The organism is Nonomuraea sp. NPDC051941, assembly GCF_044593615.1.
The window spans coordinates 147,094-159,482 of sequence record NZ_JBIUCF010000006.1 but is presented as its reverse complement, the minus strand read 5'-3'; the positions used below and the strand labels follow the sequence as shown (position 1 = coordinate 159,482).

Here is a 12,389-nt window from a genome sequence, read left to right as displayed (position 1 = left end):
CGTCAGCCGGCCTTCGGCACCTGCTGCTCGCGCGGCTCTTTCCGGCGTGTCTCGCCGGGCCGCGGCGAGCGGGTGCGGGTGCGGGAGCCGTACAGGACTCCGAGGACGATCACCGCGCACCCGGCGAGCTGCAGCGCCGACGGCCGCTCGCCCAGCGCCACCGCGGACAGCGCGACGGTCGTCATGGGCTGGACCAGCAGCAGCAACGCGGTGAGCGCGGCCGGCTGGCGCGGCAGCGAGAACGTGATCAGCGACCACCCCAGCACCTGCGGCCCCAGCGCGAGCAGCAGCAGCCACCCGTGCGCCGGCCAGCTCGGCATGAGGTCGGCGCCCCCGAAGAGCGGGCTCAGCAGGGCGATGGCCACGGTGGCGACCACCGTGGCGTGCGCCAGCGGCCCCACGGCCCGCGCCGGCCCGGCCTTCATGAGCAGCAGGAACGCCGCGTACGAGATGGACGTGGCGACCCCGGCCAGCACCCCCATGATCGGATCGCGCCCGTAGGCGGCGCTGTCGAACACCCCGGAGATGAGCACCACCCCCGCGAACACGATCGGCGTCGCGACCATCAACCGGGACGACGGCCGCTCCCCGAACAGCGCCCAGGCCGCGAACGCCACCAGGAACACCTGCAGATTCCCCAGCACGGTGGCCAGCCCCGCGCCCACGTAGTCGATCGCGTGATGCCAGAACAGCAGGTCGAGCGCGAACACCACGCCCGCCAGCCAGGCCAGCACCACCCCTTTCCACGGCAGCGGCCCCAGCCTGCGCCGCTCCAGCCAGGCCAGCACGATCATGGGCGGCACGGCGTACGCGCAACGGAACAACGCGGACGTGGCAGGCGATACACCTGAGAGCCGAACCAAAGGGGCGGAGGTGGAGATGATCAGCGCACCGACGATCGCGATCAGCACGATACGGCGATGTGCACTCATAGAAACCCCCGTACGGCCATGCAGGAGATACAGTGCGACCACGCTAGAACCCGGCGCGGACAGGAGTCAACATGCCGTTTGGCCATGACATGGTGCATTCTTTGGCCACCGTTGTCGAGCTGGTCAACACCTCGCCCTCCACCGGGGGCGACGAGGGCCTGGCGGGCCTGGCTGAATTGCAGGCGTTCGTGGAGTCCCGCCAGATCAGCGGCGTCACCAAGCTGACGCCCCGCGACCTGGGCCAGGTGCGGATGGTACGAGAGGTGTTCTACCGCGTCTTCATCTCCCCGGACCAGCCCACGGCGGTCCGCACCCTGAACGTCCTGCTCGCCGAGACGCGCATCACCCCCCGGCTGACCGAGCACGACGGCCACCCGCTGCACATGCACTATTTCGCCGCGGACTCCACCCTGGCGGAGCACGTGGCGGCCGATTGCGGCGTCGCCCTGGCCCACCTGCTGGTGGAGGGCGAGGTCGAACGCCTGCGCACCTGCTCGGCCCCGGACTGCGACCGCGTCTTCGTCGACGAGTCCCGCAACCGGTCCCGCGTCTACTGCGACAGCCGCACGTGCGGCAACCGCATGCACGTGGCCGCCTACCGCGCCCGCCGCCGCGCCTAACCCTCGCTGTGGGGGCAAGCCCTCACACCCCCAGGCGGGGACCCGCCGGCCCCCGCACCCCTCGGACGCGACCCCGACCACCCCACCGAGGCTCGATATCCCGAAGGGCACGGCAGGCAGGGCCGAAGCGTTCTCGGCTGGCGGGCGCCTGCGGGCATGGCGTGGCTGGGTGGCTGAGGGCCACCTGGAGCACGTCACCGTCGAGGCCCTGCACCACGTCCGCGACGTCACCTACCGCGAGGACGCCTGCCGAGTCCGGATCGGCACCGCACCCCGGATCATGGCCCGCCTCCGCAACCTGGCCATCGGACCGGCACGCCTGATCGGCTGGACCGACATTGCCGCAACCACCCCGCCGACGGCCTTCGGCTACTCGGTGCCACAACATGAGAACGCTTCGGCCTTGAAGCCACCAGCAAGATCGCTGTCTGAACGGCATTGAGGTCAGCCAACGCATGGGCGGCCGCCGAGCTAGGTGAAGTATATGAGCCGGTCCTCTGAGCGGATCAGGCCTGGAAGGCCGAGCTGGGCGGACTGTGGGAAGCGTGGAATCACTTCGTCGCAGAATTGTTGGTCGATTTTTTTCAGGTAGTTGCGAGCGGACACGTCGTCGTCGTTCTGAAAGATGTCGGTGAACCAGTTTTCGTCGGCCACCGCGTGATCGAAGCGTGCCTTGGCGGGTGCCACGATGTCATCCGCGCACGTGCGGGCGAGCGAACCGATGGTGCTGTAGACCTCGGCCAGCGGGCGGACGGTGTCGTGGATCGCCTTCAGCGCCTGCTGCGCCTTCTCCGCCGCAGCACCGGCCCAATGGTAGCTGACGTCATTCGCATGAAACCGCAGCCTGCCGGCGATCGTCCCCAGGTCGTCGGAAATCGCCGTCATGGAACTGGAAAAGTTTCTCATCGACTGCTCGTCGCCGGTCATCAACAGCTCCCTGATCTGTTCCTTGTCAAGGCTGTCGTAGTCATGACGCAGCTCGATGCCGTTCCAGTCGACGACGATGTATCCCGACGGATATTGGTTGCTGACGGCATAGCCTTTTTCGACACTGCTCCAGCTGCTTCTCGGAGTGTCCGAATAAGGACTCACCGTGGAGGTGGAGTCATGATATCTGTTCCAGAAGGACTGTCTGTTGAGCCAACTGTTCTCTTCGGCGATATTGTAATTCTGGCCGGCGGTGGCAATGCCGCACGCGGCCACGACGCACTCGACCACCGCATCACTGGTAATGCAGTACAAGCTATCCGTGAAAGATCGGAAGATCCTCGAGACGTCGTCGGCCCTGCCCCAATCTCCGGCATTGAAGCTCTTCCCGCCCCACCAGTCGGGGATTTCGACATCGTTGAGATCGACCACGAGCTGCTCGGCCGTCTCCCGCAGCGCCCTGCGATCGACGTCAATGCCATCTCTGACCAGGTCGCCGAGTCCAGGCCAATCGTCACTGGGCCTGGGTACACTGTCCGCACCCGCTCCATCCTCTTGCGGATCCGTTCTCAAAGTCACGCGAATCGCCTTCTCACGGTGTGATTGATTGATTGCGGAGGATAGTGCCCTCGGGAGCCTAGCTAATTCGATAAGAACTACCCGAAACCATGCGATGAACTGCTGGTGAAGATCGATCACTCCAGGCCGCCGTGGCGCCGGCACCGGCCGCCTCAGGCCGGGAGTGCTATCCATTGCAGGTCGTCCACGAGCAGCAGGTGGGCCTGCCCGACCGGGAAGTGCTCAGGACCGGCCGCAACCTTCGTATCCCGCCGAATCAAACGCGTCTTTGATCACCGAGGCGTCGGCGTTTCGGCCGATCCACGCAAATCAGCCTCAGCCATCGATTGTCGAGCGCACGCCGAAAAGGTTGTCGATGACGTACCGCCAGTGCCCGTCCCTTCCGCGGCGGGCGACGTCGGTGGCGGTGCCCTCGATGTGGACCTGCTGCCCGTCCCGGTCCACACCGTCGATGGCCCAGTCCACGATCAGCAGGGCCGTGTCGCCAGCGGCGTAGACGTGCCGCGGCCGGACCGTGATCGGCAGCCCCAGGGCCATGAAGCGGGCGTTGGCGGCTTGGGCCTGCGGGCCCGTCAGCGGGGAGCCGGGCTCGGGTACTCCGTCGTGTCCGGTGGAGATCGCGCTCGCGGCGCTGCGCGGGCGGTGGACGACTCTCGTGATCCGCGAGTTGCTGCGGGGTGAGCGTGGGTTCACGGAGCTCCGGCAGGCGCTGCCCGAGTTGTCGGACAAGGTGCTGTCCGATCGGCTGGCGCAGCTCGCCGAGGCCGGGGTGCTCGAACGTCGCCGGAGGTCCGGATGGCCGCCGCGTACGCACTATCGGCTCACCCCGCACGGGCGCCGCCTCGGGCCCGTCCTCCAGGCGCTCTGGGATTGGGGCGCCCAGGTTGAAGGCCGCCATGGGCAGGAGGTCCAGTCGGGTCTGGCCGCCACGGCCGAGAGCGATCACAACTGAGCGCGGGCGAGTGAGCGGGTGAGGGCGGGTGGGTGCGGCTTCGCTCGGGCGGCGGGGTGCCCATCAGCGACTCCGGCGGCCCTGCTCGACTGGGCCGGGCGCGCTGAATGCCTCTACTGCTACGGCGGCGATCCGGGCCAGATGGACCGGCTGGCGGACGTGGTCAGCACCCTTTGATCAAGAGAAGTCCTACAGCAGGGCCAGCATCCGGTCCGCCTGCGCGGGCCGGATCTCCCGGCGGCAGCGCAGCAGCCAGAACAGCGCGAGCAGCCGCCGGCACTCCGTGAGCCTGGCCGCCTCCTCGGCGGTCAGCTCGAACCGGTCGAGCACGGCGGTCAGCCCGGCCGGATCGTTCTCCCAGACCGAGATGTGCTCGGTGACCTCGGCCAGCTCGAACGCGCGGTCGCTGCGCCCGGAGTACTCGAAGTCGATGACCCGGACCCTGGTGCCGTCCCACAGGTAGTTGGCCAGGTTCCCGTCGCCGGTGCCGAACACCGGGGTGCCCGGCTGCGCGAACATCGCCTCCAGGCCCGGCCCGGACACCCAGTCCGTGGCCGCGCGGAGGGCTTCGGCGGTCGCGGGTTCGGGCGTGGCCGCCGCCGCCCAGTCGCGTACCTTCTGCAGGAGATAGACCGGGTGCCCGGCACGCGCCGGCACCCGGTCGAGCAGCCGGGACGGGATCGAGCGCTGGACGCCGGTGATGGCCTCGGCCAGGGCATCGACGAGTTTCCCCGCGATCTCCCCGCTCACCGTCGTGCCGTCCAGGCGGGTCATCACCACGGTCGGCGGGTCGGCCTCCAGCTCGGCGGTCACCGGCGCCGGGGCCAGGCCGGGATCGTGTTCGCCCAGCAGCTCCAGGGCACGCCATTCGCGTTCGGGCTCACCGTAGTCCGACGACCGGTATCGCTTGATCACCACGTCGGACCGCACCTCGATGGAATGGCCGCCCATCCGCCCTCCGATCTTGTCGAATGGGAGGACATGCTAGACCAATCACCCGAAGTCGCGGCGGCGCAGAGCCGCGAGGGCGCCGCCGAGGAGCATGGCCGTGAGGGCCGTCAGCGCGAGGGCGGGGCGGACGTCGAAGGTCGTTCCGAGCATCGGGTTGGGGATGTAGTGGAACGGCTCCAGCGGGGTCCCCTGCCACAGCCCGTACAGGGGGCTGACGATCTTGCCGAGCCCGGCGGTCAGGAGCCAGACGATCCAGGAGATCGCCACGCTCGCCCTCGGCGCCAGCCCGTACGCGAGCACGCAGACCGCCCCCACGCACCAGGCCGCCGGCACGGCGCTCAGCGCCCCCGCCAGGAAGCGGGGCAGGTCGCGGGCGAGATCGCCGACGAGCAGCGAGTACAGCGTGCCGAACACGAGCCCGGCGACGGCCATCAGCGCCGCCGTGCCGAGCCCGGTCACGACCAGGTGGCCGGCCGCCCAGCGCAGGCGGGTCATCGGGGTGGACTGTACGGTCTCCGCGCGGCCCGAGGTCTCCTCCGAACGCAGCCGCAACGTCATGAGCACCGGGTAGAGCGCGACGGCGTACGCGATGATGAGGATCAGGTACCACGAGTACGCGCCCAGCGCGGTGCCCGTGTCGGACACGCCGAGGAGGCTCATGATGCTCTGCACCACGACGCTCGGCCGCGAGAGCAGGTCCTGCGCGAGCGGGCTGAGCCCGGCTCCGGCCATGGCGAAGCACGCGACCCCGGCCGCCCACTTGGCCAGCAGAGCGCGGTGCAGCCGCCAGGCCAGGCTGATCGGGCCGCGCAGCTCCGGCGCCGACTCCCGGCCCAGGCGCTCGGGCAGCAGGCCCTCGCCGAGATCGCGGCGGCCGAGCAGCCGGTACGCGACTGCGCACAGGGCCACGCTGACCAGCACCGACACCCCGAGCAGCCACCACCGCTCGTCCTGGTACGCCCGCACCAGATGGCTCCAGCCGATCGGCGACAGCGCCTTCAGCCAGTACTGTCCGGTCGCGTCACCGGCGTAGCGCATCACGTAGGCGGCGCCGAGCGCGGCCAGGCTGATCGCGGTGGCCGTGCGGGCGCTGCGCGCGAGCTGCGCGGCCACCGCCGCGACGGCGCCGAACACCCAGCCCGCGACCGTGATCGCGGCCCCGTAGGCGACGGTCCCGACGGGCTCGAACCCGAGCCCGACGAGCACGGCCCCGGTCAGCACCCCGCCGGCCAGGCTGACCCCGCCGGCGACCAGCAGGGCGGCGGTCAGCGGCGCGTGGCGGCTCACCATGCCGGAGCGGACCAGCTCGGCCCTCCCCTCGTCCTCCTCCCTGCGCGTGTGGCGGACGACCGACATGAGGGCCGCGAGCGCGCTCGCCACGTACAGGAACCCGCCGCTGCGCCACGTCGCGATCACCTCCAGCCGCGGCTCGATGAGGCCGCCGCCGAGCGCGCGCAGGAAGACGTTCCTGGCGGCGAGCTCGACATAGGTGAGCTTCAGCTCGTACGTGCCCATGGCCCGGTTGACGTAGGACACCAGCGCCAGGGCCAGGGCCACGATCAGGAGGATCCACCAGGGCGCGATGCCCCGCTCGCGGCGCAGCGCCAGGCGGACGAGGTGGCCGGTGCCTGCCAGGGCGCCGGCCCGGCCTTGTCGTGCGTCAGCCATTCGGCATCAGCTCCTACTCACGAGTACAGCCAACTGTTCCGATGAACAGCAGGCTATACCCGCGTATAGGCGACAGCCAGCCCTGGGCCCCGATCCAGAGGTTGGGGCCGGTCAGACCGGGTTGGGGAGCGCCCCGCCGTAGCGCCTGTCGCGCTTGGCGAAGACCTCGCAGGCCTCCCACAGATCCCTGCGGTCGAAGTCGGGCCACAGCCGGTCGAGGAAGACCATCTCGGCGTAGGCCGACTGCCACAGCAGGAAGTTCGAGAAGCGCTGCTCCCCCGACGACCGCACGAACAGATCCACCGCGGGGATCTCCGGCTCGTCCAGGTAACGCGCGAACACCTTCTCGTTGACCTTGGACGGCTTGACCCGCCCGGCCGCGATGTCCTCGGCCAGCCTGACCGCCGCCTCGACGATCTCGGCCTGCCCGCCGTAGTTGACGCAGAACTGCAACGTCAGCTTGCTGTTGCCGACCGTCATCTCCTCGGCCGCCTGCAACTCCGAGATGACGCTCTTCCACAGCCGCCCCGGCTTGCCCGCCCACCGGACGCGCACGCCCATGGCGTTGAGCTCGTCGCGCCGCCGCCGGATCACGTCACGGTTGAACCCCATGAGGAAGCGGACCTCGTCGGGCGAGCGCCGCCAGTTCTCCGTGGAGAACGCGAACGCGCTCAGATAGGGGATGCCCAGCTCGAGCGCCCCCTCGATGACGTCGAACAGCGAGGACTCCCCCGCTTTGTGCCCCTCGATGCGGGGCAGGCCACGAGACTTGGCCCAGCGGCCGTTGCCGTCCATGATGATCGCGACGTGCTTGGGCACCAGGTCGCGCGGGATCGGCGGGGGCGTCGCGCCCGACGGATGCGGGGTCGGAGGTCGTACGTTCACACAGGCTCCCTTTCGACGTGTCGGAGAGAGCGTATTCCGTGTTCGAGGTGCCATTGCAGATATGCGGCAACGAGCCCGCTGCACTCACTCCGGTGGCGCGACTCCGAGGCGTCGGCGGTGGCCCAGTCGCCCCGCAGCAGCGCCGTCATGAGCCCGATCGTCTCCCCGGCGGGCACGGCCGAGCCGGCCGGGCGGCACGCCCCGCACACCACACCCCCCGCGACGATGGCGAACGCCCTGATCGCCGGTGCCTGGCACTTGGCGCACGCCTCGAGCGCGGGGGCGTAGCCGGCCACGGCCAGCGAGCGCAGGAAGTACGCGTCCAGGACCAGCCGGGCCTCGTGGACGCGTTCGGCCAGCGTGCGCAGCCCGCCCACCAGCAGCAGGAACTGCCGCAGCGCCGGCTCCTTCTCCCCGTGCGTCAGCCGGTCGGCGGTCTCCAGCATCGCGCTGCCCGCGGTGTAGCGGGGATAGTCGACGGCCAGCGCCTCGCCGTAGGGTCTGATCGTCTCGGCCTGCGTGACGACGTCGAGCGTACGGCCGACGTGGAGCTGCAGGTCGACATGCGTGAACGGCTCCAGCCTGGCGCCGAAGCGGGACTTCGTGCGGCGCACGCCCCTCGCCACGGCCCTGATCTTGCCGGTGCGCTTCGCCAGGATGGTGACGATGCGGTCGGCCTCACCGAGCTTCTGTGTGCGTAGAACTACGCCTTCGTCACGGTAGAGACTCACTCGGACATCTTACGGCCGCACCGAAGCGACGTTACGGGCATGCTCTGGTGACGCGACTTTACGTCACCCTCACTAGACTTTGACGTCTGTCCCCGGATTACCCGTTGTTCAACCCCCCGCTACCGCCTCGAAAGGGAGTCATGACCCGCGTGGTCCTGCTGGGCGCCTCGCCCGGCCCCGACACCTCTCCGACCGGCCTGAGGCTGGCCGCGCTGCCCGGCACGCCCACCGTGGCCGAGCGCCTGCGCAGCCAGCTCACTTCCCTGGATCCGCGGCTCGCCACGATCGAGTCAGGCGACGTGGCCGCCGCCCTGCGCGCGCTGGCCGACGTCGCGGAGACCGCGACGGAGAACCTCTTCATCATCCCGGAAAACTCTGTCATCCACGACGAGCTGATCTACCAGATCACCAAGGCCAAGCGCGGCGCGCTGGCGCTCGTCGCCAAAGAGCCCCGGCCGGACGTGACAGAGGAGGAGCCGCAGGAGGACATCGTCCCGATCGACGAGGCAGAGCCCGAGATCGGCCTCGGCCGCCTCGAAGGGCTGCCCATCCGCTCGCGCGTCGGCAAGTCGCGCGTGGTCTCGGTGGGCACCGCGCGCCACGCCGTGACCAGGCCCAACGCCGTCCTGCTCGGCCCGCTGCACCTGAGCGCGCGCAACGCGCCGATGCTGGCGCAGACCTGCCGCGAGCTGGCCGCGATGGCCGACACGTTCGGCGAGGACGACGACCTGCTGCAGCTGATCGTGTTCGGCCTGGTGCGCAACGGCGTGTCGGTCGGCATCAGGGGCCGGCGCGACCTGTTCTACCGCCGGGTCACGACCCAGGAAGAGGTCAACGAGGCCGGCACCGAGATGGCCGGCATGAACGAGGACCGGGCCAGGCTCAACAACGCGGTCAAGGGCGCCGACGGCTTCTTCACCACGTACTTCGTCTCCACCTACTCCCGCTTCATCGCCCGCTGGGCGGCCCGGCGCGGGCTGACGCCCAACCAGGTGACGCTGATCTCGATCACGCTCGGCGTGGCCGCCGCAGCCTGCTTCGCCACCGGCGACCGGCCGTGGATGGTGCTGGGCGGTGTGCTGATCTACTTCGCGTTCGTGTTCGACTGCGTGGACGGGCAGGTCGCCCGCTACGCACGTAAGTTCGGCGTGCTGGGGGCCTGGCTGGACGCCACGTTCGACCGGTTCAAGGAGTACGTGGTCTTCGCCGGGCTCGCCGTCGGCTGGGTCGTCTCGGGCAACAGTGACGACATCTGGATCCTGGCGCTGGCCGCGATCGGCCTGCAGTCCGTACGCCACCTGCTCGACTTCTCCTTCGGCGTCTCCAACCGCCGCAAAGCCCCGTCCCCGCTGCCCACGCTGGCACTGGACGCGCCCGACGACCGCGACCTGCGTCAGGCCCTCACGCGCCGCAAGGTCGAGCGCAGCCAGGGTCTGCGAGGCGTGCTCAAGATGTGGACCAAGGCCGGCAAGTTCCGCGCCGTCCACTGGGCCCGCAAGATGATCGTCTTCCCCATCGGCGAGCGGTTCGCGGCCATCGCGATCACCGCCGCCCTCTTCGACGCCCGGATCACCTTCATCACCCTGGTGATCTGGGGCTCCGTCGCCGCCGCCTACACTCTCACCGGACGCCTCATGAGGTCGCTCGTATGATCACCCAACCGCAGGCCATGGCCACCCCCACGCCGGACCCCGACGAGGAACGCCGTCGCATCCAGACCGCCCGCCTGCTCGCCTACCGTGACGACGGCCCGCTCGCCCACGCCCTCGCCGGCAAGCTCGGCAAGGGCCTGCCGCCCGTGCCCGCCACGCTCGTGGCCCTCCTGGCCGTGCTGGCCTTCCTGGTCACCGGCCTGCTCGACCAGGGCGGCCCGATCCTGCTCCTGCCCGTCGCGACCACGCTGCTGCTCGTGCTGCCGACCACGCCGCGCGACCACCTGGGCCGCTTCGACTGGCTCACCCCGCCGCTGCTGCGCGGCGCCGAGTTCCTCGCCGTGATCTCGATCGGCCTGGCCGCCGAAGCGCCCAAGTGGCTGCTGTTCGTGCTCGTCTACGTCGTGGGCTACCACACGTACGACACCGTCTACCGGACCCGGCAGAGCATCTGGCCGCCCACCTGGGTGTTCCACGCGGGGCTGGGCTGGGAGCTGCGCCTGCTGGTCATCGGCCTGGGCGCCGCGCTCGGCATCCTGACGCCGGTGCTGGCGGTGCTTACGGCGTACCTCTTCGTGCTGTTCGCGGTGGAGAGCGTGACGAGCTGGGTCCGCCTCGACAAGGCCTCCGCCCAGGCGGGCGCCGACGCCGAGCAGGACCTCGAGGCCTCCCCCGAGGACCAGCTCGAACAGGCCACCGGCGAGGCCGACAAGGGCTGACCCCACACGCGGTCCGGCTTGCCGACGCCCGCCCCGAGCGCAAAGGGCCTCCCGAGGGAGCGCTTCGCGCTCGGGGCTCAGGCGTCCCCATCCAGGCGCCTTCCGGCGCAACCCCCGCGCCTACGGCGCCATCGCGCAGCCCGCCCCTTGACTGACGAGGCGGTGGGCCGACTGACACCCACCCAGACCAACCCGCCTCCGGCCACCCATCGGCCAGGACGCAACACCGCTGAACGGCAACCCGACTGAGACCCCTGCTCCGAGATGGGGTGCGGCAAGGCTACGCACGTACGGCGGCAGTGAGTTGCCGTACTCCAGGCACTCGCGGATGATGCGCGGCGAGGTTGTCAGCAATCGCTCGGATAGACGGTCGATCTCGGACCTCGGCCGGCGCTTCCTTGTGCGCAGTCAGCAACGCGGCGGCGGTCTCCTCCGGCTGACCTGCCTGCCACCAGACGCGGGCCATGTCCGTGTGCAGCCGTCCGCGTCGTTCGGGCGTAGGGAACATGCCCGGATGCAGGCCGCGCCCCACGCGTAGCGCTGCGCCTGTGTCCTTCAGTGCGTAGTGGATGTCCACCTCGTACAGGCGGACGAACGCCCGGCCGGCCCCCGGGCGGCCGGCGACGCGTGCGAGACGGTCGGCGGCCCGATGCGCGTCCCCCACCTGGTCCAGCGCACTGGCCCTGTCACCGGCCCAGCTCGCCGTGTATGCCGAGGCGCACACCAGTCGCATGTAGGTGTTGGCCTGCGTCGGCGTGCGCAGCCCGGCTGCGTCGAGCCGGTCTATGGCCCGCTGGATCACGGCGGCGGCTGTCTGGTGGCGGCCCTCCGTCCGCAACACCATGCCAAGCGCGCGCACTGGCGCCCATCGCCACTGGGTCCTCCGAGCGGTCCGCATACAGCACGGCGCGATCGGCGGTGAGCCGGGCCGTCGCCGGCCTCCCGACCTTGTTCATCGTGTCCGTCGCCAGGTCATGGCAGGAGGCCAGCAGCGCCCAACCGCCAGGCGTACCCGATCGCTCCGCCATGTCCCGTGCCGCAGTGAGCAGGGTCGGCAGTCCTGCCACCAGCGCGGACAGCGCGCTCGTGCCGTACTGGCGCCGCGCCACCTGGAGCCGCTGCGTGATCTCCGTTTGATCTGTCGGGGCCTCCGGCTCGAGCGGTACGGCGAGCACGTCATCCACTTTCTGGATCAGCTGGATGGGAATGCTCAGTCCCACCGCGGCCAGTAGTGTGCGTCGCCGCATCGAATCTCCCTCTGTATCGCCTTGCTCACTAACTGTAATTTCCGGCTGCCTGCGGATGCAGTGGCCACACGCCGATGTGGCGTACAGGTCAGGCCGAAGCCCCAGCCGCTCGGGTGGTACTCGATACAGGCGGCACAGTGCCGCGGCGTACTCCGGGCTGGGCGTGGCGGTGCCGTGTTCCCACCGGCACAGCATCGCCGGTGTCGTCGGCGGCTCGGGCAGGCCGGCCGCGCGGTACAGGGCGGCGAGGGCCTCCAGCGCCGTCGGCCGCGACCAGCCGTAGGCCAGCCGGTACGCCTCCAGAGGCCGCAACTCCGGTACGGCGGTCAGAATCTCCTGCGCGATCTGCTCTGCGGGAGCAGCGCGGCGCTGGCAGTCCAGACGGGTTTCCCGGGCGCGGCGCTGCAGCTCTGCCCGTCGTGCTCGGCTCATGGCCATGGCGACCTCCAGCGCGCCCATCCTGTGCAGACCGTAGCGCCACGAGCACGGAACGAACATTGCCGCCGAGGCAATGTTCCGGTCAGGG

General features: G+C 70.0%; 13 protein-coding genes. 5 read left to right on the top strand and 8 right to left on the bottom strand.

Going from position 1 to position 12,389, the window contains the following annotated elements; genetic code table 11:
• Positions 1-2 precede the first annotated feature (2 nt).
• Positions 3-932 carry a DMT family transporter gene (locus ACIHFD_RS13580; RefSeq protein ID WP_397367091.1) on the bottom strand — a complete coding sequence of 310 codons (930 nt, stop codon included), beginning with the start codon at positions 930-932 and terminating at the stop codon, positions 3-5.
• Positions 933-1,024: 92 nt separating this feature from the next.
• Here ACIHFD_RS13580 and ACIHFD_RS13575 point away from each other — a divergent pair, with 92 nt between their 5' ends.
• Both ACIHFD_RS13575 and ACIHFD_RS13570 read left to right on the top strand, forming a co-directional pair.
• Positions 1,025-1,552: a CGNR zinc finger domain-containing protein gene (locus ACIHFD_RS13575; RefSeq protein WP_364240559.1), complete on the top strand. Its 528-nt coding sequence runs from the start codon at positions 1,025-1,027 to the stop codon at positions 1,550-1,552.
• A 169-nt stretch (positions 1,553-1,721) separates the two neighbouring features.
• On the top strand, positions 1,722-1,994 hold the full coding sequence (locus ACIHFD_RS13570; RefSeq protein WP_397367090.1) for a hypothetical protein: 273 nt from the start codon (positions 1,722-1,724) through the stop codon (positions 1,992-1,994).
• Between the two features lie 29 nt (positions 1,995-2,023).
• Here ACIHFD_RS13570 and ACIHFD_RS13565 read toward each other — a convergent pair whose 3' ends face one another.
• Both ACIHFD_RS13565 and ACIHFD_RS13560 read right to left on the bottom strand, forming a co-directional pair.
• Positions 2,024-3,058, bottom strand: coding sequence for a WXG100 family type VII secretion target (locus ACIHFD_RS13565; RefSeq protein WP_397367089.1), 1,035 nt, complete (start codon positions 3,056-3,058; stop codon positions 2,024-2,026).
• A 315-nt stretch (positions 3,059-3,373) separates the two neighbouring features.
• A complete protein-coding gene (locus tag ACIHFD_RS13560) occupies positions 3,374-3,595 on the bottom strand; it encodes a YybH family protein (RefSeq protein ID WP_397367088.1) in 222 nt (73 codons plus the stop codon).
• Here ACIHFD_RS13560 and ACIHFD_RS13555 point away from each other — a divergent pair.
• A complete protein-coding gene (locus ACIHFD_RS13555; protein WP_397367086.1) occupies positions 3,594-4,010 on the top strand; it encodes a winged helix-turn-helix transcriptional regulator in 417 nt (138 codons plus the stop codon). The genes ACIHFD_RS13560 and ACIHFD_RS13555 overlap by 2 nt on opposite strands.
• A gap of 189 nt (positions 4,011-4,199) precedes the next feature.
• On the opposite strand, the gene ACIHFD_RS13550 is transcribed toward ACIHFD_RS13555, so the two are convergent.
• The 4 genes from ACIHFD_RS13550 to recO form a co-directional block, all read right to left on the bottom strand.
• Positions 4,200-4,961 (bottom strand): phosphotransferase family protein, encoded by a 762-nt coding sequence (locus ACIHFD_RS13550; protein ID WP_397367085.1) that lies wholly within the window; start codon positions 4,959-4,961, stop codon positions 4,200-4,202.
• 42 nt (positions 4,962-5,003) lie between these two features.
• Positions 5,004-6,629, bottom strand: a complete 1,626-nt coding sequence (locus tag ACIHFD_RS13545; RefSeq protein WP_397367084.1) for an ABC transporter permease — start codon at positions 6,627-6,629, stop codon at positions 5,004-5,006.
• Between the two features lie 111 nt (positions 6,630-6,740).
• The gene (locus tag ACIHFD_RS13540; RefSeq protein ID WP_350725046.1) at positions 6,741-7,514 is read right to left on the bottom strand and encodes an isoprenyl transferase; all 774 of its coding nucleotides are present in this window, start codon (positions 7,512-7,514) and stop codon (positions 6,741-6,743) included.
• Positions 7,511-8,245, bottom strand: a complete 735-nt coding sequence (recO, locus tag ACIHFD_RS13535) for a DNA repair protein RecO (RefSeq protein WP_397367083.1) — start codon at positions 8,243-8,245, stop codon at positions 7,511-7,513. Before recO ends, ACIHFD_RS13540 begins: the two co-directional genes overlap by 4 nt.
• A 140-nt stretch (positions 8,246-8,385) precedes the next feature.
• Here recO and ACIHFD_RS13530 point away from each other — a divergent pair, with 140 nt between their 5' ends.
• Both ACIHFD_RS13530 and ACIHFD_RS13525 read left to right on the top strand, forming a co-directional pair.
• On the top strand, positions 8,386-9,897 hold the full coding sequence (locus ACIHFD_RS13530; RefSeq protein WP_397367082.1) for a CDP-alcohol phosphatidyltransferase family protein: 1,512 nt from the start codon (positions 8,386-8,388) through the stop codon (positions 9,895-9,897).
• On the top strand, positions 9,894-10,616 hold the full coding sequence (locus ACIHFD_RS13525) for a DUF5941 domain-containing protein (RefSeq protein ID WP_397367081.1): 723 nt from the start codon (positions 9,894-9,896) through the stop codon (positions 10,614-10,616). The genes ACIHFD_RS13530 and ACIHFD_RS13525 overlap by 4 nt, the downstream gene beginning before the upstream one ends.
• A 686-nt stretch (positions 10,617-11,302) precedes the next feature.
• On the opposite strand, the gene ACIHFD_RS13520 is transcribed toward ACIHFD_RS13525, so the two are convergent.
• Positions 11,303-12,322 (bottom strand): hypothetical protein, encoded by a 1,020-nt coding sequence (locus tag ACIHFD_RS13520; RefSeq protein WP_397367080.1) that lies wholly within the window; start codon positions 12,320-12,322, stop codon positions 11,303-11,305.
• Positions 12,323-12,389: the final 67 nt, after the last annotated feature.

Coding starts and splice junctions, on each gene's coding strand:
- ACIHFD_RS13580 (WP_397367091.1), bottom strand. CDS start 932: ATGAGTGCACATCGCCGTATCGTGCTGATCGCGATCGTCGGTGCGCTG.
- ACIHFD_RS13555 (WP_397367086.1), top strand. CDS start 3,594: ATGAAGCGGGCGTTGGCGGCTTGGGCCTGCGGGCCCGTCAGCGGGGAG.
- ACIHFD_RS13560 (WP_397367088.1), bottom strand. CDS start 3,595: ATGGCCCTGGGGCTGCCGATCACGGTCCGGCCGCGGCACGTCTACGCC.
- ACIHFD_RS13550 (WP_397367085.1), bottom strand. CDS start 4,961: ATGGGCGGCCATTCCATCGAGGTGCGGTCCGACGTGGTGATCAAGCGA.
- ACIHFD_RS13545 (WP_397367084.1), bottom strand. CDS start 6,629: ATGGCTGACGCACGACAAGGCCGGGCCGGCGCCCTGGCAGGCACCGGC.
- ACIHFD_RS13530 (WP_397367082.1), top strand. CDS start 8,386: ATGACCCGCGTGGTCCTGCTGGGCGCCTCGCCCGGCCCCGACACCTCT.
- ACIHFD_RS13525 (WP_397367081.1), top strand. CDS start 9,894: ATGATCACCCAACCGCAGGCCATGGCCACCCCCACGCCGGACCCCGAC.
- ACIHFD_RS13520 (WP_397367080.1), bottom strand. CDS start 12,322: ATGGGCGCGCTGGAGGTCGCCATGGCCATGAGCCGAGCACGACGGGCA.